Origin of the sequence: Lewinella sp. JB7 (assembly GCF_024297185.1) — a bacterium.
Classification (GTDB): Bacteria; Bacteroidota; Bacteroidia; order Chitinophagales; family Saprospiraceae; genus Neolewinella.
Genome location: NZ_JANCTD010000010.1, coordinates 113,503 through 137,750 on the forward strand (window position 1 = coordinate 113,503; position 24,248 = coordinate 137,750).

16 protein-coding genes are annotated in these 24,248 nt (G+C 59.7%); 5 read left to right on the plus strand and 11 right to left on the minus strand.

Features of this window, described 5'->3' with window-relative positions; genetic code table 11:
• Positions 1–179: 179 nt before the first annotated feature.
• From NMA52_RS16800 to NMA52_RS16810, 3 genes are read left to right on the plus strand one after another with little or no spacing between them, the layout of a single operon-like run.
• Positions 180–1,283 (plus strand): glycosyltransferase, encoded by a 1,104-nt coding sequence (locus NMA52_RS16800; protein WP_254828865.1) that lies wholly within the window; start codon positions 180–182, stop codon positions 1,281–1,283.
• Entirely contained in the window at positions 1,280–2,443 is a 1,164-nt protein-coding gene (gene glf / locus NMA52_RS16805) for a UDP-galactopyranose mutase (protein ID WP_254828866.1), read from the plus strand. The genes NMA52_RS16800 and glf overlap by 4 nt, the downstream gene beginning before the upstream one ends.
• On the plus strand, positions 2,440–3,573 hold the full coding sequence (locus NMA52_RS16810; protein WP_254828867.1) for an amine oxidase: 1,134 nt from the start codon (positions 2,440–2,442) through the stop codon (positions 3,571–3,573). Before glf ends, NMA52_RS16810 begins: the two co-directional genes overlap by 4 nt.
• On the opposite strand, the gene NMA52_RS16815 is transcribed toward NMA52_RS16810, so the two are convergent.
• From NMA52_RS16815 to NMA52_RS16855, 9 genes are all read right to left on the minus strand, one after another.
• On the minus strand, positions 3,548–5,206 hold the full coding sequence (locus NMA52_RS16815; protein WP_254828868.1) for a hypothetical protein: 1,659 nt from the start codon (positions 5,204–5,206) through the stop codon (positions 3,548–3,550). The genes NMA52_RS16810 and NMA52_RS16815 overlap by 26 nt on opposite strands.
• A gap of 187 nt (positions 5,207–5,393) precedes the next feature.
• A complete protein-coding gene (locus tag NMA52_RS16820; protein ID WP_254828869.1) occupies positions 5,394–6,815 on the minus strand; it encodes a sodium:solute symporter in 1,422 nt (473 codons plus the stop codon).
• A gap of 6 nt (positions 6,816–6,821) precedes the next feature.
• A complete protein-coding gene (locus NMA52_RS16825) occupies positions 6,822–7,046 on the minus strand; it encodes a hypothetical protein (protein WP_254828870.1) in 225 nt (74 codons plus the stop codon).
• Between the two features lie 12 nt (positions 7,047–7,058).
• On the minus strand, positions 7,059–7,844 hold the full coding sequence (locus NMA52_RS16830) for a 3-ketoacyl-ACP reductase (protein ID WP_254828871.1): 786 nt from the start codon (positions 7,842–7,844) through the stop codon (positions 7,059–7,061).
• Positions 7,844–9,037 (minus strand): Gfo/Idh/MocA family protein, encoded by a 1,194-nt coding sequence (locus NMA52_RS16835; RefSeq protein ID WP_254828872.1) that lies wholly within the window; start codon positions 9,035–9,037, stop codon positions 7,844–7,846. The genes NMA52_RS16830 and NMA52_RS16835 overlap by 1 nt, the downstream gene beginning before the upstream one ends.
• A gap of 22 nt (positions 9,038–9,059) precedes the next feature.
• Positions 9,060–9,881 (minus strand): sugar phosphate isomerase/epimerase, encoded by an 822-nt coding sequence (locus NMA52_RS16840; protein ID WP_254828873.1) that lies wholly within the window; start codon positions 9,879–9,881, stop codon positions 9,060–9,062.
• 8 nt (positions 9,882–9,889) lie between these two features.
• Positions 9,890–11,266 (minus strand): glycosyl hydrolase, encoded by a 1,377-nt coding sequence (locus NMA52_RS16845; protein ID WP_254828874.1) that lies wholly within the window; start codon positions 11,264–11,266, stop codon positions 9,890–9,892.
• A gap of 156 nt (positions 11,267–11,422) precedes the next feature.
• The gene (gene dnaK, locus NMA52_RS16850; protein ID WP_254828875.1) at positions 11,423–13,345 is read right to left on the minus strand and encodes a molecular chaperone DnaK; all 1,923 of its coding nucleotides are present in this window, start codon (positions 13,343–13,345) and stop codon (positions 11,423–11,425) included.
• Positions 13,346–13,507: 162 nt separating this feature from the next.
• On the minus strand, positions 13,508–16,585 hold the full coding sequence (locus tag NMA52_RS16855) for a CHRD domain-containing protein (protein ID WP_254828876.1): 3,078 nt from the start codon (positions 16,583–16,585) through the stop codon (positions 13,508–13,510).
• A 186-nt stretch (positions 16,586–16,771) separates the two neighbouring features.
• Between NMA52_RS16855 and NMA52_RS16860 the strand changes: the two genes are divergently transcribed.
• On the plus strand, positions 16,772–17,782 hold the full coding sequence (locus NMA52_RS16860; protein ID WP_254828877.1) for a mechanosensitive ion channel family protein: 1,011 nt from the start codon (positions 16,772–16,774) through the stop codon (positions 17,780–17,782).
• Positions 17,783–17,837: 55 nt separating this feature from the next.
• Here NMA52_RS16860 and NMA52_RS16865 read toward each other — a convergent pair whose 3' ends face one another.
• Positions 17,838–21,209, minus strand: a complete 3,372-nt coding sequence (locus NMA52_RS16865) for a hypothetical protein (RefSeq protein ID WP_254828878.1) — start codon at positions 21,207–21,209, stop codon at positions 17,838–17,840.
• A gap of 278 nt (positions 21,210–21,487) precedes the next feature.
• The gene (uvrC, locus tag NMA52_RS16870; protein ID WP_254828879.1) at positions 21,488–23,326 is read right to left on the minus strand and encodes an excinuclease ABC subunit UvrC; all 1,839 of its coding nucleotides are present in this window, start codon (positions 23,324–23,326) and stop codon (positions 21,488–21,490) included.
• Positions 23,327–23,437: 111 nt separating this feature from the next.
• On the opposite strand from uvrC, the gene NMA52_RS16875 reads away from it, so the two are divergent.
• The gene (locus NMA52_RS16875) at positions 23,438–24,241 is read left to right on the plus strand and encodes an SH3 domain-containing protein (protein WP_254828880.1); all 804 of its coding nucleotides are present in this window, start codon (positions 23,438–23,440) and stop codon (positions 24,239–24,241) included.
• Positions 24,242–24,248 lie beyond the last annotated feature (7 nt).

The following is a 24,248-nucleotide window of genomic DNA, read 5'->3' on the forward strand; positions in this document are numbered from 1 at the left end:
ATTTCCGGTCACATAAACCTAACATTCCAGAACCAATCTTCTCACATTTGAGTTAAACCCCTACGGTGTACCGAACGGCTTCGCTGCCGGTGTCACCCGACCTGATTTCAGCGCTTCCCCCTCGGGACACTCGTGGATAGGAACCGCACCTCCGCAAGCCTTTTCAATACCCTTTCCGTATGACCAACGCTACCACCCCGGCGGGTGGAACGCACGGTACCCTGGCCACCTCCCGGCCTTACGATATCGTCGTGTTCTGTCACCTGCGCTGGGACTTTGTCTACCAACGTCCTCAACACATCATCAGTCGACTGGCGCGTCAGCAGCGTGTCTTATTCGTGGAGGAGCCCTGGCACCGGCCGGACCAGTCGGGGAGCACCCTGCGCTCCGTTGGGGAGGGGCTCGATGTCCTGCAGCCCAATACACACGATATCGACCAAGTGGGCTCCATCGTTGCCGAATACGCCGGACCCGCGGCTTCGGTTGGCTGGTTTTATTCGCCGTCTTTCATCGGAGTACTCCGGGATCTGTCGTTCGACCGCGTGGTGTACGACTGCATGGACGAACTGAGTCTGTTCCGGGGAGCCCCGGCGCGGCTGATCGAACAGGAACGGGCCTTGCTTGATCGTGCGGACGTGGTCTTTACCGGAGGCCGTTCGCTTTACGAAGCAAAAGCGGAACTTCACGATGAAGTACACTGCTTTCCCAGTTCCGTCGATCAGGATCACTTCGCCCGTGCCCTGCAGGGACTTCCGGTGCCTCCCGACATTGCCGCCCTACCCCGCCCCATCGTCGGCTACTTCGGCGTCATCGACGAGCGTATCGATCTGCCCCTACTGGACGGAACGGCCGAGCGACTTCCCGACGTGCAGTTCGTAATGATCGGTCCCCTGGCCAAAATTTCGCCCGACGATCTGCCCCGCCGCCCCAATATCCATTACTTGGGCATGCGCGATTACCAGGAACTGCCCAACTATCTGCAGTGCTTCGACGTGGCCATGATGCCCTTCGCCCTCAACGATGCGACCAAGTTTATCAGTCCGACCAAGACGCTGGAATACATGGCGGCCGGACGACCCGTCATTTCCACGGCTATTCGGGACGTGGTGCGTGAGTACGCCGATGTCGTTCCCATCATCGACGGTCCGGCCGCCTTCGCCCGGGCGATTCGCCGGGCCCTGGACCAGCCCTCCGCCCCCGACTACTCCACTATTCTGACGCAAACATCCTGGGACGCGACAGTGCGCCGGATGGAATCCATCATCGTAAAACAACTCGCGTGAAATACTCAGACATTGTCATCATCGGCGCCGGCATTTCCGGTGCCGTCCTGGCCGAGCGCTACGCCTCCCGCGGCAAACGGGTAACCATCATCGAAAAACGGGACCACATTGCCGGCAATTGCTACGACTACGTCGACGACAACGGCATCCTGGTTTCGAAGTACGGCGCCCATCTTTTCCACACCAACTATGAGGATGTATGGGCTTACGTTAACCGCTTCGCCGACTGGTATCCCTGGGAGCATAAGGTCCTGGCCAAGGTCGACGACAAACTCGTCCCCATTCCGGTAAATATTACGACGGTCAATACACTATACGGACTGTCGATCAGCAACGAAACCGAAATGCGGGCCTGGCTGGAGGACGCGCGGGTTGATATCCCCGACGCCGCCAACGGTCGCGATGCCGTGTTGCACAAGGTCGGAGAAGACCTGTACGAAAAGATGTTCCGCCACTACACCAAGAAACAGTGGGATAAATACCCCGAAGAGCTCGACGCCTCGGTGCTTAACCGTATCCCGGTACGGACTAACTTTGACGACCGGTACTTCAGCGACCGGTACCAGGCGCTCCCCCGGGGGGGCTACACCCGCCTTTTCGCCGCTCTGCTCGACCACCCGAACATTACCGTGCGGCTGAATACGGACTACTTCGACGTGAAGGATGAGATCGGCCGCCCCGAAAAATTATTCTATACGGGACCCATCGATCGCTTCTTCGAGTTTAAGCACAGCCTCAACGAAAAGCTGGAGTATCGGTCTATCAACTTCGTATCCGAAACCGTTGACCGGGAACAGTTTCAGGAAAATTCCGTGATCAACTATCCGGGACGGGAAGTTGACTACACCCGCATCGTCGAGTACCGCCACTTCGGAAACCAGACGGGACCACAGGTGACCACCATCGTTAAGGAGTACACCACCGATGAGGGGGATCCTTACTACCCGGTACCTAATGCTCGCAATCAGGAGATTTACGAGCGATACCGGCGGGAAGCGGAGGCGCTGCAGGACGTATACTTCGTCGGTCGCCTCGCCAACTACAAGTACTTCAATATGGACCAGGCCTTCAAGGCAGCCCTGGACCTGTTCTCCGAACTCGAGCCTACGCCGGCTACTGCCGCGCCGGCGACTATGCGAGCAAAGGCCGTCGCCGGGTGAATCCCTTTCGCTCCTTCCTCATGGGTGGTTTTGAGTGTGCCGACCACGTCAACCGCTCCGGGGACCGTATCAATTTATTGCGGGAGACCCAGCATGACCTCCGGGCCGAGGCGGACTACGCCCTGCTCACCCGCTTGTCGATGCACACCGTGCGCGAGGGTATCTGCTGGTCGGCGGTCGAGGTTCGCCCTTACGAATTTGACTTTTCGGAGGTAGGAAACCGCATCCGGGCGGCCCACCGTCAGGGTATTCAGATCATTTGGGACCTGTGCCACTTTGGCTACCCCGATGATCTGATGCCCACCCATCCGCGCTTCGTGGACCGCTTCACGGCCCTCTGTCGGGCCTTCGCTCAGTACCACCGCAAATTGGTGAACGATACCCTTTTCGTAGTACCCATTAACGAGATCAGCTTTTTGTCGTGGCACTCCGGCGACATGCGCGGCACGGTACCCTTCGCCACCCATTCGGGGTGGGACATCAAGTGGCACCTGTGCCGGGCGGCCATTGCCGCAATCCGGGTCTTGCGGGAGACCGACCCCACCTGTCGGATACTCACCGTCGAACCCCTCATTCGGGTACACCCCACCGAGCATTCCAGTCCGGCCCACGTTGCCAACCTCAACAACGATCAGTTTCAGGCCATGGACATCATCGCCGGTCGTATGTGCCCCGACCTTGGAGGGAAGGAAGAATACCTCGACATCCTGGGGTTCAATTATTACTACAACGGCCAGTGGGAAGATGGGGTGGTCCCCCTACCCTGGCCGGAAACGATTCCCCGCCGGGTTCCCCTCTACGAAATGCTGCTCCACGCACACCAACGCTACCACCGCCCCTTTTTCCTATCGGAAACCGGCCACTTCGGTGACGATCGGCCGCGGTGGCTAACGGAAATTGCGGGCGACATTGAGCGGGTCGTGGAGCGGACGGATCAATTCTGGGGAGTGTGCATCTATCCGGTCGTGGACCGACCCGACTGGGACGATCTGACCAGCTATTCCAACTGCGGACTATTCGATCTGAACGAACGGGGGGATCGCATTCCCCATCACCCCACGCTGCAGGCGTACGAGATGCTTTACCAATCGGTGTCGGACCTGGTTACTGACCCGACAACGCACCGTTGAGCATATGCAACAGGGAACTTTCCTTATAGCGAGCGATGATCTGGCGCTGATTATCGTTCCACGACTCTCCGAGACTTACCGGGAGTAAGTTCAGGGACTGGAAGGCAGCCAGCCGGTCCTGGGGATAGTCCTGGTAGAGATTATCGTAGTGCGTTTTCAGGTTGCCCAGTAGTCGCTGGTACTTCGTACGGATGTCCCGTAGTTCGCTGCGGATAGACTGCATCCGCACTTCCTGCTGGTCGAGGAAGTCGAGGGAGGCGGCATTCAGATCGGGAAAGTCCTGAACGATGGCGTCGTAGGAGGCGGTGTAGTTGATCGTGTTATCGGCGATGAACTCCTTACGGGGGCGGTCGGTGATGTCGTCGAGAAGCTGCCACTGTACTTTCTCCAACTCACCCATCAGGGTGCGGGCAACGAGGATGTCCTGGTTGATCTTATTCTGGAGATCGAGATCCTGTCCCATGAATTGCTGGAGAATGGAGATGTACTGCTGGAACTGCTTGTTCTTCGTGGAGAGCTCCTCGATCCTACGCAGTACCTCCTCATCCTCGATCGCTTCGAGTTTGATTTTCGTGCCACGGTCGTCGCGGAAGTAGTGAGTACCGTTCAGTTCCATTATGTTCTGGGTACGTCCGCGGCTATCGGCGAGTGACATCCCCCCGGAAAAGGCATTACCCATCAAACCGATGAGGGTAGAGAATTTACCGCCGAGTAAGAGGTTGTCGACGGTCAGCGCGATCTCCTCGAAATTGAATTGACTGATGTCGCGGCGGACCTGGGTAAGTTCGGCGCGCTCGGCCGCGTCCGCTTTTTCGAGCAGCTGGTTGAAGTACTGCTGAAATTCCGGCGAGCCGAAGGGGTTGTAGCCCTGAGTCTTCAGCCGCGCCAGACCGGCGCTTTCTTCCCGGCCGATCAGTTCCCGCAACACCTTGTGGTAACTCTCGATCCGTTTCAGCTCTTCGGTGTAACCGGCGCGCAGGGTGGCGTAGCGGTCGGGTTTTGAGCTCAACTGACTGTCGTACTGTTGTTGGTTCCGAATATTGTCGATGCCGTAGGGCGTGTAGGGAATGATCTCGGCCCGGGAAAGAATGAAAAAGCCGGCCATCGATTCGAAGGTGACCACTACCTCATCTACTCCGATCGTTTGGCTCAGATAGTAGATCTGACGGTAAGTGTCCGCGCCGCCGAAGTGATACACAGCCCGGGCGGCCTCCACTTCCTTGCCGCCGGATACCGGTAGGATGGTGATGCTGCCCTTCAGTTTCGGATTGTCGACGAAGATGCTCGTATCCGCCGACCCGATCAGCCGTACGTAAAGAATCACCTGCCCAATATTCTCGGCGGGTACCCGTAGAATAGACGTCCCTTCGATGGTAGTGGTGTACGCACCGTCCTGCAGTCCGTACACGCTGTCGATGCGGGTACCGTGGCGGAAGTTGACCAAGCGGGGGGAGGGTTGCCGGACGTCGATCACCACCTTACCGGCTTCATTGAACGTTTTGTTTTGCGCCTGCAGGCCCGGTAGGCCCAGTAGTAGAAGAATGGGAATAAATACCAGTTTACCGAACGATCGTGCAATGACTGGACGGAAAGGAAGTAGTGATGTGTGGGTGAAGTAGTTGTTGCTGAACATAGATGATGGTGTGCCTGATCGTTTGTTGGCCGATCGGTTACGCGGTGAGTATAGCCGCCTCGGCGCAGCGAAAACGATGCATTTGACGCGGGATTGTCCGGAACGGAGGTCCCTTAACCGGACGACAACATAATTTAAGGGATTCCCGGATTAGATCGGTTCCCCAACGATTTTTCCGCCGGATCACTCAGTTTGTTTGCGCCGCTTCCTCCTCTCCTTCGTCGAGCAAGCCGATGCCCACCGCTACCAGGGCCAGCAACACGAGGAGCAGCAGATCAAGGCGTAAGCCCAGCAGATGCTCGGGAATCCATCCGAACAGGGAACCGACGAATACGAGAATACCGGCCAGCGTGACGAGGGGTAACAGCCGGCTCCCCGCGCCGCGCCGCCCGAAAACGGCCACGAAGATCAGCGGAGCCAGTAAGGAGGTCCCCGCGAAACTGGTCCGGGCCAACAGCGCCAGTTGGTCGCTGCTCACGACACTAAAGGCCAGGGCAATGAGGGCGAATACACCGATCCCGATCTTGGTGATGCGGGTCAGGCGGCGGTCATCCTGAATGTTCAGGATGGAACGCAACTCGGTACCGAGGGCGAATATCTGAGAATCGGCGGTGCTGATCGCCGCGGCCAGTAATCCGATGAGCACGAAGGCCGCCAGGGTCGCGGGTTGGTCGTGAATGAGTGCCTGGGTAAGAAACTCAAAAGCCGTAAGCTCGGGGTACCGTAGGGATCCGTACAGGCCGATGAAGGCTGTAGGTAGAATAACGAGAATGGCGAAGGTGCCCACCCCGACGGCCATGCGGTACATGGAGCGGTTATCGCGCATAATGGCCAGTCGGATGCTGACCTGCGGCTGGGTGAAGGGGATCAGCAGAATCGCGACCATGGAGCCGATAAGAAACTGGGGCGTAAACAGTCCCCGCGGTCCGGGCACGCTCGCCAGCGCCGGTTGGCGTTCGATGAGGCTGGCGTAACCCGCCTCCAGGCCACCTACCTCGCGAACGCAACTGATCCCGACGATCCAGATCACCACGAGGAGTACGAGGCCCTGAATGGCGTCGTTGTACACGATGGCTTTGAGCCCCCCGAGCTCGCTGTACAGCAACATGACCGCGACCATGAGCACCGACCAGCCCCACCCCGGAAGCAGGTCCGGAAAGGCGTGGGCCACGAAATCCGATACTCCCTTAATCTGGATGGCTACATACGGAATGAGGAAAACGAATACGCCGAAGAAGGCTACCCCGCCCGCCAGCCGGTTGCCGTACCGTTGGTTGAGAAAGCCGGCCATCCCCCAGAACCCCTGTTTGAGGGCCACCTTCCGGAAGTGGTAGCCGATCCAGATCACGCCGAAGATCAGGGCCATGTCGCTCACGGCCAGAAAGTGCCAGGCCCCAATCCCGTGCACCCGAAACAAATCCGGCATCCCGAGGAGGGTAAACGTACTGAACAGCGTGGCGGCGAAGGTGAACAGTCCCAGCACGGTCGGCAGACTCCCCCCGGCCAGGAAGTAATCCTTGCTGTTGGTGCGCAGTCGACGTTGCCATACGGATACGCCGATCAGGAGCGCGAGGTAAATACATCCGACGATGAGGAGTGACTGCAGCATGATCGATTAGCGTGAAGTATTGCCCGGGTGGACGAGGGTGGCTACGTAAGTAATGACCACCATAAGCACGCAGAGCGCGATGCCCGTCCAGAGCGCGTAGGGCAGCCCCAGGAGCAGGGGGGCGTGTTGCCCGGCGGGAATGAATAGCGGGGAGAAGGCGAGACACAGGATGACCACCGCCAGCGTACAGCAAATCCTCCACGCGGTATGGTTGTTTCTTTGGCTTTCCATGGTCGGTAGACTTTACAATCTGGATACGGTGAGCCCCCCGTCGATCATGATGACCTGTCCGGTGGAATAGGCGAACGCGCCATCAACCAGCGCCTTTACGGCCCGCCCCACGTCCTCCGGATATCCCCAGCGGGGCTGCAGCATTAGTCCTTCGGCGATTAGTTTGTCGTATTTCTCGGCCACCGCGCTGGTCATGTCGGTGCGGATAATGCCGGGCCGCAACTCGTACACCGGAATGCCCTCGGGCGCCAGTCGGGTGGCGAAGAGCTGGGTCATCATGCCCAGGCCGGCCTTGGAGATGCAGTACTGGCCACGATTGATGCTGGCTACGGTGGCGGAGATGGATCCGACGTTGATGATGTAGGCCGTGAAGGTGTCGTCGGACTGGCGGTCGGCCACCATGCGGCGCGCGATGGCCTGGGTCAGAAAGAAGGTGCCCTGAAGATTGATGCCGACCACCCGTTCGTAGCTCTCCTCGCTCACCTCGAGCAGATCGGAGCGCTCCCGGGGTGCCACCCCGGCGTTATTGATCAGCACGTTCAGGTACCCGAAGCGGGCATACACTTCGTCCACCATGCGGTGGCGGTCCGCGGAATCCCCGATGTCTCCCGCCACGTAGATGACATCTTGTCTGCTCGAGGATCGTAACTCGGTAAGGAGTTCGGCAACCGCGGCTTCCGGGCGCACGCCGTTGAAGGCTACCGCGTAACCGGCGTCGATGAGGGCCTGAACGACCCCCAGTCCGATCCCCCGGCTGCCTCCGGTAACGAAGGCCGTCGGGGTGTTCGTCGCGGCCATCAGGCTTCGAGGTCTTCGACGGTGAGCATACAGCGCTGCTCCCAGCTGCGCAGCCCGAGTTCCGCCAACTGTACGCCCTTGGCTCCTTCGAGGAGGTCATTCGGAAAGGGCGTATCCAGGACCACGTGTTGTAAGAATAATTCCCACTGCACCTTGAAGGCGTTGTCGTAGGCTTCCTGTTCGGGTACGCGCGACCAGTCTCCGTAAAAGTCGATGGGCTGAGGGACATCCGGATTCCAGACCGGCTTGGGAGTGTTGCCGTAGTGCTGCACGTGACATTCGCGTAGTCCGGCAACGGCGGAACCGCGGGAGCCATCTACCTGAATGGTCAGCAGATCGTCCCGGCGCACGCGGGTCACCCAGCTGGAATTGAACTGGGCCACTACCCCGCCGGCGAGCTCGAACACCGCATAGGCCGCGTCGTCGGCCGTGGCCCGGTAAGCTTTACCCCGCTCGTCGATGCGTTCGGGAATGTGGGTGGCCCCGAGGCAGAATACACTCTCCACCTTCCCGAAAAGATTGTCGAGCACGTAGCGCCAGTGGCACAGCATATCGACCATGATGCCCCCGTCGTCCTCTTTACGGTAATTCCAACTGGGTCGTTGGGCCGGGATCGAGCTTCCCTCGAATACCCAGTAGCCGAAGTCGCCCCGGACGCTGAGGATATCCCCGAAAAAATCCGCTTCCATCAGCCGTTTGAGCTTACGCAGTCCCGGGAGCCAGAGCTTATCCTGTACCACGCCGTGTTTTACTCCGGCCGCCCTGGCCAGTCGGTACAGGTCGAGTGCCTCCTCGGTGGTGGTGCCCGTAGGTTTCTCGCAGTATATATGTTTGCCGGCCGCAATGGCCCGCTTCACGGCGGCATACCGGCGGCCGGTGATCTGCGCGTCGAAGTAGATTTGGTAGAAGTCGTCGGCCAGGGCTTCCTCCAGATCCGTCGTCATCCGGTCGATTCCGGTACGTTCGCAGAGCGCCGCCAGTTTGGTGGCGTTGCGGCCGACCAGGATGGGTTCGGGGTAGATCGTGCTTCCGTCGGGGAGGGCTACCCCACCCTGTTCGCGTATGGCGACGATGGAACGCAGCAGGTGTTGGTTCGTACCCATCCGGCCCGTTACCCCGTTCATGATGATGCCGAGCGTATGGCGGTCGGGGGGTGCGGAGGTCGGGGAAGTTTGGGGTGTTGTTTGGTGCATGATTATTAGTAATGGGATGTGGTCAGCTATGATTGCGGTAGGCTTCGGTGATGCGATCGAGGAATACATCCTGATCCAGGGCCCAGTATTCGTTCGAAAAGATCTCCACCTCGTGGTACCCCCGGAACCCGGCGGCCTGAACCCAGGAGCGGATGAGGGGGACGTCGATGCACCCCTCCCCCATCAGTCCGCGGTCCAGCAGCATATCCGTCGTCGGCACCTTCCAGTCGCAGATGTGGAAGGCGTAGAGATTGTCGTGGTTCCCGCACCGCAAGATCTCCCCTTCCAGCTGGTCGTCCCACCAGAGGTGATACACATCGACGGCAATACCTACTTGTGGGTGGTCGATGGATTCGGTCATGTCGTTGGCCTGTCCGAGCGAGTTGATGGCCGACCGGGTATCGGCGTACATGGGATGCAGCGGCTCGATCGCCAGGCGCACGTTCTGGTCGGAAGCATGGTCGATCAGGGATTCTATGCCCGCCTGAATCTGCCGGCGGCTTTCGCTCAGTGACTGTTGCGGCTCGGCACCACAGACCAGCACCAGCAGCGGCGCGCCAATCGTTGCGGCTTCGTCAATGAGGCGACGGTTGTCATCGAGCGCCCGGGCCCGTTTTTCCGCGCTGCTGTGGGGGAAGAAGCCCCCGCGAACGTAGCTCACCACCTCCAGGGGGGAATCGGCGAGGATCCGCCCCGCCCGGGCAAACCCTACGGCTTCGGCCGCGTCCTGCCACACGCTGATCCCCCGGATGCCGGCGACGGCATACTTTTCCACGGCGGTCTCCAGCGACCAGGGTTTGGTCGTGATCGTGTGTACGCAGAGGTCGGAGAGGGTTCTGGGCATGGCGGCGGTTAACGTACGCAATCGAAAAAGTGGTAATCCCGGCCTTCCAGCAACTTACCGGCGTACAGCACGGCTTCCCGGGCGTGGTAATCTCCCCACATACTCGACTCGCCGTAGGGGATCTTCGCGCCGTCGGGCACGTAATCCCATCCGTTCGGGCGGTGGTAAATGGAGTGCAGGATCAGCCCCTGATGATCATCGTCGGTACTGAGGTAAGGCTCGTCCAGTAAAGTATTCAGCACGGTTAAGCCCGCCTGAAAGTAGGTTTTACCGGCTTCCGGATCCCGCGATTCCAGGTAGCGGCCCAGTCGGAGTAAGCCTTGAGCACCGATCGCGGCGGCGGAACTGTCCACCGGCTCGAAGGCGTTGTAGGGGTCCGCGGGCTTCGCGGTATAGTCGCCCAGGCGGTGCAGTTTGGGAGCACCGGTGTCCCAGTACGGAATACCGTCCTCGGCGGTATGGGCGAGGTAGAAGTCGCAGGTGGCCCGGGCGGCGCGCAGGTACACCGCTTCGACCTCGGCAAAACCTCCGAAGGGTTCCAGCGCCGTGTCGTCGAGTCCGGACAAATACTCCAGCTGCTCCGGAAAACCGAGCATGGCCCAGGCGAGGCCGCGGGTCCAGGTCGTGAAGCCCGAGAAGCCTTGCTGGGCGTTCGGGCAGCGGAAATTGCCGTCGTTGGTGTTGAAGATGCTCTCGTGGGCGGTACGTCCCCATTCGTCGTAACTGTCGCGGCCCTCTCCGTAATACACGGCATAGCGGGCCGTTGCCAGACCGTGTTGGACAGCGCGCTCGAGCAAGCTCGTAGTGCGGTCGTTGTCGCTCATAAGCTCGTGACCCAGTTCGTGGCTGACGACCAGGGCCCGCACCGTGCGGATGGTATCCACGAAGAGGGAATGCGGCCCGTTGAAGGAATAGAGGTACCCACCCCCGTCCGCGGTGTCCGTCCACCGGCGGGCCTGCACCGCGCCGCTGAGTTTGAGGGCCATTTCGTAGAAGTGCTTCTCCCAGTCGTTGCGGGGAAGTTTGCCCTGTCGCATCAGTCGCAGCAGATTGCCGTAGGTACTTACATTATTGAATCCGTGATCGTGAACGCCGAAGTGGCTCACGTGGCTGGCCATGCGGTCGACCGTACCCGCCCGTCCGTAGTCCAGAAACCGCACGTCGCCCGTGGCGTCGAACTGCAGGATCGCCGATCCGTACTGAAATCCCTGAGTCCACTCCGTCCAACCCCGGGTCGTGTACCGTCCGGCGGCCGTAAATACGGGGGTGCCCTGCCGGTCGTCGTAGTTATTCTCTATGGAGGTAATCTTCTTTCCAGAATGGTCCCAGAAATTGTCCATTTTGCCCCGTAGGTCTTCGAGGCGCAGGTTGGTGTTGGTGTGCATGAACGTCGGTGAGTGAGGGGCTAAAATAGCAATTGGTGGGTAAATCTTTCGTTTTACCGTATTTGATTTGGATTAAATGCACTCCCGGAAAAACAAAAGCCCCCCGATCCGTGAATCGGGGGGCTTAAATGTTTCGGCTAACGGAAACTTCGGGGCTTACTTCCCTTCCACTTCCTCGAATTCGACGTCCTGGACATCGTCGGCGCCCTTAGCACCGGCATCTCCCTGGGCGTTGCCTTCGGCTCCGGCTCCGGCGTCGGCGGTAGGATTACCGTCCTGCTGTGCCTGGTACATATCCTGGCTGGCGGCGTTCCAGGCGGCCGTGAGCGATTCCGTGGCGGCATCGATCTTCGCGATGTCTTCCGCTTTGTGGGCTTCCCGCAGGTCGTTCAGGCTCGTTTCGATCGCCGTCTTCTTCTCGGCGGGAATCTTTTCGCCAAACTCCTTGAGTTGCTTCTCGGTCTGGAAGACCAGCTGGTCGGCACCGTTCAGCTTCTCCACGCGCTCGCGGGCGGCCTTGTCGGCTTCCTCGTTGGCGGCGGCTTCGGCCTTCATGCGCTCGATGTCCTCCTTGTTAAGTCCGGTACCGGCTTCAATCTTGATCGACTGTTCCTTACCGGTGCCCTTATCCTTGGCGGTTACGCTGAGGATACCGTTGGCGTCCATATCGAAGGTCACCTCGATCTGGGGTACGCCGCGGGGGGCGGGGGGAATGTCGCTCAGTACGAAGCGACCGATGGGGCGGTTATCCTTGGCCATCTGACGGGCACCCTGCAGGACGTGAATTTCCACGCTGGGCTGGTTGTCGCTGGCGGTGGAGTACACCTTGGATTTCTTCACGGGGATCGTGCTGTTGGACTCGATCACGGTGTCGAATACGCCGCCCATGGTCTCGATACCGAGGCTCAGGGGCGTTACGTCGAGGAGCAGTACGTCCTGAACGTCACCGCTCAGTACACCTCCCTGGATGGCGGCGCCTACGGCAACCACTTCATCGGGGTTTACACTCTTGTTGGCCTTCTTGCCGAAGAACTTCTCGACGGCCTCCTGAATGGCAGGGATACGGGTGGAACCACCTACGAGAATTACCTCGTCGATCTCGTCCTTGCTGATGCCGGCATCGTTCATGGCCTTCTCACAGGGCTTGAGCGTACGCTGGACCAGCTCGTCGGCGAGCTGCTCGAACTTAGCGCGGCTGATCTTGACGACCAGGTGCTTGGGTACGCCGTCGACGGCGGTGATATACGGCAGGTTCACTTCGGTCTCGGTCGTGCTGGACAGCTCGATCTTAGCCTTCTCGGCGGCTTCCTTGAGGCGCTGCAGGGCCATGGGATCCTTCTTCAGGTCCATATTCTCCTGCTTCTTGAACTCGTCGGCGAGGAAGTCGATCAGTACCCGGTCGAAGTCGTCACCACCGAGGTGGGTGTCACCGTTGGTGGATTTCACCTCAAACACGCCCTCTCCCAGATCCAGGATCGAGATGTCGAAAGTACCGCCACCGAGGTCGTATACCGCGATGGTCATGTCCTTACTCCGCTTGTCCAGTCCGTAGGCCAGGGCCGCAGCCGTGGGCTCGTTGATGATCCGTCGCACGTTAAGTCCGGCGACTTCACCGGCCTCCTTGGTGGCCTGACGCTGGGAGTCGTTGAAGTAGGCGGGTACCGTCACGACGGCTTCCGTCACTTCCTGTCCGAGGAAGTCCTCGGCGATCTTCTTCATTTTTTGCAGCACCATGGCGCTGATCTCCTGGGGCGTGTATTTACGTCCGTCGATCTCTACCTGGGCCAGTCCGTTGTCGCCCTTCACTACTTTATAGGCGCTGCGGTCCACTTCCGACTTCACTTCATCGAAGCGCTGTCCCATGTACCGCTTAATGGATGCGACCGTCCGCGTGGGGTTGGTAATGGCCTGGCGCTTCGCCGGCTCACCGATCTTGCGTTCTCCGGCATCCAGAAAAGCCACGATGGAGGGAGTGGTGTTGCGCCCTTCGTCGTTATAGATCACGGTGGGCTCGTTGCCCTCCATTACCGCCACGCATGAGTTGGTCGTACCTAAGTCAATTCCGATAATCTTGCTCATACGAATATTTATTAATAGATGTTACTGACATGGTTGTCGGCCCGTATTGTGCAACCACCGTGCCAGGGGGGCGGGGCCGCGGGAGCCGGGCAAGTTGGCAAGCCCAAACGCGCGGTATTGCCGTTTGGGTTGCCAAAATGTCAGTACGCGATCAAATATTCGTCAGCGGACGATCACCCGCAATACGTCGATGAGGTGACCACCAGTATCCCGCAGGGTAAGGAAGTAGGTTCCGGCCGGATACCCGTCGGTCGCCACGCGATAGCGCTGCCCCCCGGGAGTCGATTCGACCGCCAGCTGCGTGCGTAGCTGTCCGAGTTGATTATGCACTTGCACCGTACCCCGGAAGGCCTGACGGGTCGTCACTTCGTAGTTTATGGCTTCTCCCACCGTCACCGGATTGGGGAAGGCGCTGGCCGCGAATCCCGCCGGGCGGTAATCGCGCGTTCCGACGATCCCGTCGCGGGTCAGGATGATGGTAGCCGCCGCGCCGGGCCGGTGGTTGCTGCCGTCGCTCGTGAGTACGCGGTGGTAGAGCGTCGTGGCCGAGTCGTTCTCGACGCCCGCTTGAGCCAGGAGCGTGTCCAGCGCCCCGTAGCTCGCGGAGAAGGAAGTGTCCCGCCCCGTGTTCGCGGCGTAAACCAAGTTGGTAAATGCCTCGTCCGTGGCTAACTGCCAAATGTACACGACGGTGTCGCCATCCGCGTCCATCGCGGAAGTGAAGGTGGCTTCGAAGGTCTGATTCGTATCGCCGGAAATGTCCAGGCTATCGGCTTCGGCCGGAGACAATATGTCCGAGGCGGCCGGAGCGAAGTTCGGTTCCACCAGCAGCTGGCCGCGGGCCTCCCCGCTGCGAACCATCGTCGTATGCACGTTCGCGTAGAGCAGGCCGGCGCGAAGATCATCAAGCTGTTCGGTCGTAAGGACGAAGGTGTTGCTATCGACCACGAAGGTTGCCGACTTCAGGTCGTCCGCGGGATCGGCGTTCAGTCCCATTTCAATGGGTCCGTTCTCCCCGGCGGGTGCCAGGTGGAGGTGTGCCCCGCCGGCCACGGAAGCATCGAAGTCCCCCTCCAGCATCGTGACGCTGCCGGAAATCCTGAGCGTACTATCGATCAATTCCAGCTTCAGTCCGCCGCGGGCGCTCGTTTCTACGTAGCCCGGCTCGTTAACGCCGGAGAAGGTGGTGTGGAAGTAACTTCCGGCCAGTGGGAGGAGCTGCCCGCGAATCGCTCCGCCCCGGTAGGCGGCCGTATGAACGTTGGCGTATATGCGGCGGTCGAGCATGGCCTCCAGACCGGCGGTGGTGAGGGATAGCCGGTTGCTGTCCGCCAGGATCTCTCCGCTCCGGTTGTCGTCTTCAATCTCGGTGTTGATCGCCGTTAAGATCCCCCCGTTACTTCCCGCAATCGCCTGGTGCAGGTGCATGCCGCCGGCCACGTCGGCGGCGAAGTCGCTGTCGAGGTCGGCAAAACTGCCCACCAGGATCACGGTCGAGTCGGTCACCTCGGCCGCCACCAGCCCGTGGGCATCGGTCGGTACGCCTACCGGCTCGCTCGCTCCGGACAGGGGAGCCAGGAAGTAGCTCTCCGCTTCCGCCAGAAGGTTGCCGCGGATCTCACCTCCCGGGTGATCGAGGGAGTGGATGTTCGCGTAGAAGAAGCGATCGTTCAGTGTGTCCGCGCGGCCACCGGAGAGGGTGAAAGTGTTATGGGCGGGCATAAAGACCCCCGCCGGCCCGTCACCCTCCGCTACGTCGGCGGCCAGTCGGTAGATTACCGGTCCGTTTTGTCCCGGATACCCGGCGTGCAGATGGGCACCGTTGGCGATGGCCCGGTTAAGGTCGCTCATCAGTTCCGTGAAGCTGCCGGTCACCGTCATCCGGCTTCCCATTTTTTCCACCTTCACCAGTCCGCGACCGGTGGTGGAGACGGCGGGTACCTCCTGATTACCGTTCAGGAACGCCGTGAAGACGGCCTGACTTTCGGGGAGCATTTGCCCCCGAAGCTCCCCGGAACGGTGAGCTTCGGTGTGTATGTTGAGGTACATGCCCCGGTCCAGGAGTTGGGTGCGCTGGGCTTCCGACAGCTCGTATTCATTGTCGACCAGGGAGAATACCCCGCCCAGGGAATCCTCGTTGAGGGCCAACGTCAACGGAAAGGCCACGGGGCCGTTCATTCCGGCCATCCCGGGGTGTAAGTGAGCTCCCCCGCCGATGGTGGTAGCCACGGGGCTGGTAATTTCCGCGAAACTACCTACCACGCGGAGGGTGGTACCGCTCAGGTGGGCCAGCACCTGTCCGGAGCCGGTACTCGTGACCACAGGCCACTCGTTGGCTCCCGCGAGGTGCCCACGCAGGATCGCGTCGGCCGGCGGCAGTACCTGTCCCCGGAGTTCGCCTCCCGGATAGGCACCGCTGTGCACATTGGCGTACACCCGACCGTCGCGGAGCGCCTCCATCTGCTCTTCGGTGATCTCAATCGTGTTGTCGCTCGCGCGGAAGGTCCCGCTCCGTCGATCTTCGTCCAGGGTGGGCGTCAGGGAAATCCGTACCGGACCGTTCTGTCCGGGGAGTCCGAAGTGAAGGTGCACCCCGCCGCTAATGCTGGTCGCCAGGGTATCGCTGAGGTCGTTAAAGGAGCCGGTTACGATCATCTCGTTCTCCTCCTCGTCCACCTGAAAGAGCAAAGCGCCGGCGGCCTCCGACATAACGGAAGGAACTTCGTTGCTTCCCAGCAAATTGGTGAAGTAGTGGGTGTACTCGTCCCGGAGCACCGCTCCCCGCAACTCCCCGCCGGGGTAGTTTTGGGAATGCACGTTGACGTACAGTTCGCCCGGATCGAGTCCGGCAAGATCCTCCAGCGCGACGGTGTAGACGTTCGATTCAGCCGTGAGCGTCGCGCTCAGCGAATCCTCCGCCAGCGAGAGGGACAGGGGAATTACGACGCCCCCGTTCCGACCGGGGTACCCGATGTGCAGGTGGGCACCGCCATTCACCTCGGTGGCTACCGGTGAACTCAGATTTTCAAAGGAGCCGGAAACCGTGACGCGCAGATCTTCGGAACCAACGGCGGCGAACTCTACCCGGACGGAACCGGTGGCGGCCGTCGCCACGGGCAGTACTTCCTGCTGGCCACTCAGCAGGGCGGTGCCGGAGGCGGGTATTTGCGCCGCTACAGGCACGGTGGCGAGGAGGAGGGAACATATAAAGAATAGGAGGGTAGTGGGTAGGTGTTGCATAGTGATTGGGTTGGTTATGGTCGCTCCGTCGTTCATCGCCGGGCAGCGGTGTATCAAGATAGGGATTGTTGACGGCAGTATGCCGAACGTTTTATCTGGCTTAGCGAACCTAGCGCAGTCAGGTTACCGAAATGGAACATATCCCCCCCGGGCATCCTTTATCTTCCGAACCACAAATTCCCCCCCATGCTGCCGCAACCCCAGGACACGACCGCCAATGACGTACCCGAACAGATCGATGTAAATCCCGGAGCTATCCTTGAAAAAATCGACAGCTGGGTGGATGGACTCATCCGGCTCGTCCCCAATATTCTGGTCGGCATCGTCGTACTGTTCATTTTCATCTTCGTGGCCCGTTTCGTCGCCCGCGCGTTCGAGCGACGAACGGCGGACAAGAATCGGGAGAACCTCGGCCGGGTTGCCGGCGGGTTCATCAAGTGGGTAATCTATCTCTTCGGCTTCCTCATCGCGGCGACCATCGTGGTCCCGACCCTAAACCCCGGCGACCTTATCGCGGGTCTGGGCGTCAGTTCCGTAGCCATCGGCTTCGCCTTCAAGGACATTCTGCAGAACTGGCTCGCCGGATTGCTGATCCTGCTGCGGCAGCCCTTCAACATCGGCGACCAGATCGTAGTAAACGGCTACGAAGGCACCGTGGAACGCATCGAAACGCGGGCCACCATTATCAATCTGTACAACAACGAACGCGCCATCGTCCCCAATAGCGACGTGTACACGAACGCCGTGCGCGTCAAAACGGCCAACAAGCTTATCCGCTCGGAGTACGATGTGGGCGTCGGATACGGCGACGACATCCACCAGGCCACCGACGTAATCCGGAAAGCCGTCAGGAAGGTGGACGGCGTTGATCGCGAAAAGAACATCGATGTACTCACCTGGGACCTTGCCGCGAGTTGGGTAGCGATCAGGGTGCGTTGGTGGACGGACAGCCAGCGCGCCAATGTCGTTCAGGTGCACGACCGCGTCCTAACCGCCATCAAGCTTGCGCTCGACGAAGCTAAAATCGATATGCCCTACGAAACCCACGTAAACCTGCTGCACGACCAAACCGAAGCGGTGGACGGCGACCGTAGCCAGCAGCGCGAGGGCTGGCCCGTTCCCCGGGAAGGCGAAGCCCCCAAGCCCCGCTGGAAAGTCACCGAGGCCGCAAAGGATGATTCCGACGAGTCCGCTTGACCCGTATACACTTGCTCCTGCGTCCCCGCCCGCAATGACCTGCCGGCTACCGTAGTCAGCGAACCACTACGATCGTCCTGGCCGTAGTCGTCCGGTTGTTGACCACCAGGGTGTAACTGGCGGTAGGTAGAGTGCCCAGAGTGAGCAAGGTGCGATCGGTGGCGGAAAGATTCTCGAAATCCCACTGCCGGACCTGGCGACCCAGGGGGTCGTAAAGACGCGCCTCCACGTCACCGGCCAGGGCCTCTGGTATCTGAATCCATCCGTGGGTCCCCATGGGGTTCGGACCGACGAGTAGTCCGTCCGGAAGCACGGTGTGGCCACGCAGGGCGGTGGAATTCCCCCCGAAATACACGTCCTGGGAGGGTGGCAGCGTACAGTCGGGCAGGAAGATGCAGGTCCAGGCCACGTTGTTGGATATTCCATTGCCCTCGGGATAGTCGTGCACCTCGTCGGGGTATTCATCAGCGGGATCGATAATAGCCACCACCTGCGCCTGGGCGCCCAGGTCCTCGGGAATGTCCCAGTCGAAGGACAGTTCGATCACGTCCCGGCCGTCCAGACGGCCGTTGAGGGTCTGGGTTACGGTCTGACAGGAAATGGGCTGTAAACTGGTCATGGACTCCGGATCCAGGTAATACAGGCAAACCTCCAAGCCGGGGTTGAAGGCGACCTCGGAAAAGCCGTAATTGTAAATCCGGGTTTTGACCGTAGTGGATTCGCCCGCGCTCGGAATATTCACGAACCGGATGTCGCGGCTGCGGTAGCGATCCGCCTCGTTGTACCCATCCGGATTTTCCAGTCCCTTTTCCGGTTTGTGGGGTTCGAGGACCAGGAAAGCGGGGTCGTAGCCGGCGTAGAAGGCATTCCAGAATCCGACGTTTTTGAGCTGAACGGCGTAGTCCAGCACCAGCGAACCGTTACCGTCCCAGTAGGTAGTCGGAATTACCGTGTAGGGGTAATCTCCCGGAATCGTACTCTGCTCGCCCTGTCCGAAGAAGCCCTCCATAGTAACGTCCTTGCGGTAGGAGGATGTGCGGTTTTCAAGTTCCGAGCTGCCGTAGGTGGACTCCGTGGAAACTTTGAGTCCGAAGCCCTTGAAGGTGCCGCCGATGCTGCCGCCTACCGTCGTGGAGGTTGTCACCTCTTCCTCGACGCCTTCCCCTACCGCTTCTTCACGGGCGATGGCGAAGTTCGATTCGAACCCCGAAGTCTTGCTGACCTCCTGCCCGGAGAAGCTGTAGACCTGCCCCCGCACGGGCGTCATTTCGGCAATGGCCGCCGGATAGGAAAATACGTTTCCGTGGCGGTGATCGACCACGTAATCAATGGTTTGGCTACGTGCACCAACGAAAGATTTTTGCGGGGTACCCGGCACGGTCACCACGACGTGAGTGAGGGCCGATCCCGAATTGCCCGCCTCTACGATCGGGTATTCGTATACATCAAAATCGATGAGGTAGGCCGATAACTCATCGTCCAGCAAGGCCGTCCGACGTTCTTTCAGGGTTACGGTGGTAGCCGCGCTTTCCACCTTTGAGAATCGCTCTCCGTACTTCCGCGAAAAGTTGGCGCCCATACTGAAGCCCCCCAGGGAGAGGCCGGCCTCCGCGTTAACGGCCAGTGCGTAGTCGGAGGTAAACTGGGTTTCAAAACCCTGTTGGTCGTCGGTCAGTTCGACGTACTCGGCGTTGAAGTGATTGATATTCGGGGGCGGCGCATCGCTTCCGTACAGGTTGCTGACGTCGTAAACCGTGGACCCGAAGACGTCGAAATGAGTGGGTGGGGCATTCAACAGGACGAGAGGATTGAGCACCTTGCTCACCCGGGTACGGGTAGGGGTCCCCAACTGAATACTACCGCCATCGGCATCTCCCACCGCCAGACCGAATCGCCGGATCGGCAGATTTCCGGAGAGGGGGAACAGATTTTCCAGCCTGACGTCGCGCCGGGGCGGCGACTGCAAATTGGCATCGCTCGCGAGGCGGTACACCTGGAGCTCGAGTTCCTGTCGGTCCAGGCTCCCGAAATCGTCGTCTATCTCCCGTTGGCCGGCCACCACGATGTCGGCGCGGAAGTCACTGTCGCCGCCCCCGCGGAGTTGATCCAGATTGCCGACCGCCAGAAAGTTGTCCAGCACCTGCCCCCGGGTATCCCAGTTGCTCGTAGGACTAAAGCTGGTCGTTTGCCGGATCGTAAGTCCCTCCGGATCGCTCACTCCTCCTTTTTCCAGATTAAAGATTCGGACACTGATGCTCGCCATCACCAGCTCGTCGTCCAGGTCGCCGTCCAGGTCGCCCGCCGCCAGATCCAGGGGGTTGGCGTCGTCCCGGTCCCGGGCTCCGGAGTTGCCGTAATAGTGGCGCTCACCATTCCGGGCGCACCAATTGGGTACGTTGACTTGACCGTCCTTTTCCCGCAGGGGCAGGAGGTAAAGGCCTTCGTTGGAGCCGGATTCACAGCACGGAGCGTTAAAAATCAGGCCGACAACGAATTCCTCCCCGGGAAATTCCGGCACGAAATCACCCGCTTCGATTTTTACGCTGAGGTACTGAAAATCGAAGGGGCTATCAGCGGCATTGATGCAGTGGTTGAAAGTATTGTCGAACACGACCGTACGTGATCGCTGCCGTATCTCGCCCGTATCCGAAAACTCAAGGATTTCCAGCACCGCTTCCTGGTCGTCCCAGTACACGAGCAATAACTCGTCGCGGCCGTCGAGATCGACGTCGGCGGCGGTGGCGTCGACCATCTGAACGAGGCTGCCCGAGGGGGTCATATCCACTATTTCCGTCTGGTAGGCATCCCGGAGAACACTACTGAGTTGCCCGCTTGCCGCCTCGATGTCGAAGTATTCGACGTGTATCCGTTGGTCGCTCCCCGTATAGACTACGCTGAGGCCTTCCGCTTCCGAAGGGCCAAACTTGCCGATGGTTAATTCGGTACGGGGCCGGACTCTATTGAGATTGACGGTATACAGTTCACCCAACTGCTGACTGAATCCCGTCAGCCCGGAATCACTGACGTCGCTGCCGAGTTTCCGGTCGAGCGCGACGGAGATGGTTGCCCGCCCCACCGAACCCTGGTCCGAACGGTAGCTGTACACTACCCCGGCGCCGTACTCCTGCCCGAGCAGGTAGCCCGTGGCAATATCGGTCCCCCCGTCCAGGGAAGGTGGCGGACTGGTTCGCTGATCGTCCTGGAGTACCGTGGTCGCATTACCGTCCACCCCGTAGGTGATCGTCCGGGTCTGATCGTCTTGCCCTTCCTGGGCGTAGAACAAAAAGACTTCCTGCTCCTGAATGACCGTGCGCAGGCCCGCCAGCGGATCCTCCGCCGGAAGCTGCGATTGAAGTACGGTAGGCAGTAAGAATAGCCCCAGGAGGCACAAGCCGGCAAGGGTGGCAAAGGTATTTAACGGTCGCATAGTGTGGGTATTCGTGAGTGACTAGTCGATAATATAGGCTTTTATATGTTACAACAACATACGTTGCCGACCTAATCATCCATATCACTTAAAGTCCAGCACGCCGCAACCCAAGATTCTTAAATGAAAGAAGATTCCTCCCACGGACCCATTTCCCAACCTGTCATCCCCCCTACCACATTACCATCTGACCATCCGACCATCCGACCATACTACTACCCTACCATCCTACCATACTACTAAAGGACTAAAACCCTAATCTACTAAAAGACTCCCCCCTACCCCCGATCCCGCGGCACCTCACCCGCAGCCACCTCCTGACGGCGGAAGTAGTCCATGATCTTCTTGGCGGTGCTCAGATTTGTCACTTCGGCGATCTCGCTGGCGAGCGCATTCTTGACCTTCTTCGTACTTCCAAAATGGGCGATGAGTTTCTGGACGGTCTTCTCCCCCACCCCGGGAATGTTGGTCAGTTCGGTCTGCATCATGCCGATGCTGCGCTTATTGCGGTGATGGCGGAGACTGAAGCGGTGAGCCTCGTCGCGGCACTGCTGGATGAGGCGCAGCGACTCGCTTTTCTTATTAATGTGGAGCGGCACGGCATCGTCCGGGAAGTAGATCTCCTCCAGTCGCTTCGCGATGCCGACCACGGTCATCTTGCCCCGCAGCCCGAGTAGGTCGATGCTTTCCATGGCGTGACTCAACTGACCCTTGCCCCCGTCGATGATCACGAGCTGGGGCAGTGGTTCGCCTTCATCGAGCAGGCGGCGGTAGCGCCGGTGAACTACTTCCTGCATACTGGCAAAATCGTCGGGTCCCACAACCGTTTTGATGTTGTAGTGGCGGTAGTCCTTCTTGCTCGGCTTGGCGTTCTTGAATACGACGCAGGCACTGGCCGGATTACTTCCCTGAATATTGGAGTTATCGAAACATTCGATGTGCATGGGCAGCTCGTCCATCTGCAGGTCCGACTGCAACTGCCGGAGAATGCGTTCGGCGGGCGTCTGTCGGTTGGCATTGCTGATGCGTTGCTTCTTGCGCTGTAGGAGCATGTACTTTGCGTTCTTTTCGCTGAGGTCCAGCAGCTTTTTCTTGTCGCCGATCTTCGGAACGGTAACGCTGGCCTCCACGGCCCCTAGTTCGAGATCGTGGTTGAGGATGATCTCGGGCGCGATGCTGTTGAAGCGGTCGCGGAGCTCGGGGATGGCGTAGCTGAGCAGCGATTCCTCGTCGTCGTCGAGGTTCATTTCGATCTCCTGGGTATGGGTGTGGATCACCGCCCCGTTGACGATCTTGATGTAGTTCAGGTAGGCTTCCTTTTCGTCCATGGCCAGTCCGAACACGTCGAGGTCGCGGATGCTGGTCGATACGATGGTGGACTTGCTCTGGTAGCTTTCGAAGGCCTTCAGCTTGTCGGCGATCTGCTGGGCGCGTTCGAATTCCAGGTTTTCCGCCAGTTCCTCCATTTCCGCCTGGAAGTGGCGCTTGACCTCCGCGAAATTGCCCTTCAGGATATTTTTGACCTGCTCGATCTTTTCGTTATAGTCCTCCTCCGATTCCTCCCCTACACAGGGTCCTTCGCAGTTCTTGATGTGGTATTCCAGGCAGACCTTGAACTTACCCGCTGCGATGTTCTCGGGCGATAGGTTGAGGTTGCAGGTACGTAAGGGGAAGAGCGTTTTGACCAGGTCGAGAATGATCTTCAGGCGGTTCTTACTGGTGTAGGGCCCGAAGTAGTAGCTGCCGTCGCGCCATACCTGCCGGGTGATAAAAACTCGTGGAAAGCGCTCGTTTTTAATGCAGATGTAGCTGTAGTTCTTATCGTCCTTCAGGTTGATGTTGTAGCGGGGCTGATGGGTCTTGATCAGCGCGTTTTCGAGCAGCAGTGCGTCGGCTTCCGACTCGACGATGGTAAATTCCAGGCGGGCGGCGTTTTTGACCATGACCCGGGTGCGGTTCAGGCGGTCTTTGCGGTCGCCGAAGTAGCTGGCGACCCGATTGCGGAGGGTCTTGGCCTTACCTACGTACAGTATGGTATCGTCGGGGCCGATGAAGCGGTATACCCCCGGTTGCCGGGGCACCGTGTCGGCAATACGTTTAAAATCTTCGGTCGTCATGGCTTAGGAACCGCCCCCCACCGCCGACGGTTTAGCTTCCGCGACGGGGATACGCGCGGACTTCCCCCTCCCCGCTTTAGCTTTGCGGCAAATTAAAGTATTTCGACGCCTATGGTCCGCTTGTTACTGGCTTGCCTTTGCTCGTTCACCCTGCTTACCTGTGGAGGTCCGGACACGGAAGAGGCCACCGCTTCGGTGGGCGATCAACCCTTCATCGTGTCCACCGAGCCCATTCCGCCAGCCCTCGTCGCGGGCGATACGCTGGAAGCCTGGGTCGATGGACTATTCATCAGGGCCAGGGCGGAAAGGGACGCCCAGATCCTGGTTCAGGTCAGTCAGGGTACGCCCCTGGCCTACACGGGGGAAGCTTCCGCGGAGGAGGAAACCATCGTGCTGCGCGGTATCGCCTTCACCGAACCCTGGCTCCGGGTACGGACGACGGACGGTCAGCAGGGCTGGGTGTTCGGCGGTGCGGTGCAGCGACGGGGACAAGCCAAGGGCACCGGACAACGAAGCGAAAACGAAGTGGATTTTCCCAGGTTCGGGCGCTTCGACCTGAACGAATGGCGTAAACTATCCGAGGAAGAAACCAGCGGAGGCGACGCCGTGAGCATCATCCGGGTGTACGAAAAGGGCGACCGTCAACTAACGGTCCGGCGAACCGAAACTGGTGAGTATGGCTACGAACACGACTATACCCTGAGTGATACGAGCGGACATACCCTCAAGACCCGCAATCTGCGCTTTCAGACGGATCCGGACCTGGTGCTGGTCGAGATCGTCACCGACCTGACCACCGATCCGCCCCTGCAACACCGGCGCACCCAAGCCATGACCAAACATTTCCTGCAGCTCAACGCCCGGCCGGAAATGGCCTCCGGACCCTGGGAAACCCGGAAGCCGGTGAATCAGTAGGATGCCT

What these genes read in the sequence shown, in the direction of transcription:
- NMA52_RS16815 (WP_254828868.1), bottom strand. Translation starts at nt 5,206, where the DNA reads ATGTTCAGCAACAACTACTTCACCCACACATCACTACTTCCTTTCCGT.
- NMA52_RS16845 (WP_254828874.1), bottom strand. Translation starts at nt 11,266, where the DNA reads ATGCACACCAACACCAACCTGCGCCTCGAAGACCTACGGGGCAAAATG.
- NMA52_RS16800 (WP_254828865.1), top strand. Translation starts at nt 180, where the DNA reads ATGACCAACGCTACCACCCCGGCGGGTGGAACGCACGGTACCCTGGCC.
- NMA52_RS16865 (WP_254828878.1), bottom strand. Translation starts at nt 21,209, where the DNA reads ATGCGACCGTTAAATACCTTTGCCACCCTTGCCGGCTTGTGCCTCCTG.
- NMA52_RS16875 (WP_254828880.1), top strand. Translation starts at nt 23,438, where the DNA reads ATGGTCCGCTTGTTACTGGCTTGCCTTTGCTCGTTCACCCTGCTTACC.
- NMA52_RS16835 (WP_254828872.1), bottom strand. Translation starts at nt 9,037, where the DNA reads ATGCACCAAACAACACCCCAAACTTCCCCGACCTCCGCACCCCCCGAC.
- NMA52_RS16855 (WP_254828876.1), bottom strand. Translation starts at nt 16,585, where the DNA reads ATGCAACACCTACCCACTACCCTCCTATTCTTTATATGTTCCCTCCTC.
- NMA52_RS16860 (WP_254828877.1), top strand. Translation starts at nt 16,772, where the DNA reads ATGCTGCCGCAACCCCAGGACACGACCGCCAATGACGTACCCGAACAG.
- NMA52_RS16830 (WP_254828871.1), bottom strand. Translation starts at nt 7,844, where the DNA reads ATGGCCGCGACGAACACCCCGACGGCCTTCGTTACCGGAGGCAGCCGG.
- NMA52_RS16825 (WP_254828870.1), bottom strand. Translation starts at nt 7,046, where the DNA reads ATGGAAAGCCAAAGAAACAACCATACCGCGTGGAGGATTTGCTGTACG.
- NMA52_RS16820 (WP_254828869.1), bottom strand. Translation starts at nt 6,815, where the DNA reads ATGCTGCAGTCACTCCTCATCGTCGGATGTATTTACCTCGCGCTCCTG.
- dnaK (WP_254828875.1), bottom strand. Translation starts at nt 13,345, where the DNA reads ATGAGCAAGATTATCGGAATTGACTTAGGTACGACCAACTCATGCGTG.
- NMA52_RS16840 (WP_254828873.1), bottom strand. Translation starts at nt 9,881, where the DNA reads ATGCCCAGAACCCTCTCCGACCTCTGCGTACACACGATCACGACCAAA.
- uvrC (WP_254828879.1), bottom strand. Translation starts at nt 23,326, where the DNA reads ATGACGACCGAAGATTTTAAACGTATTGCCGACACGGTGCCCCGGCAA.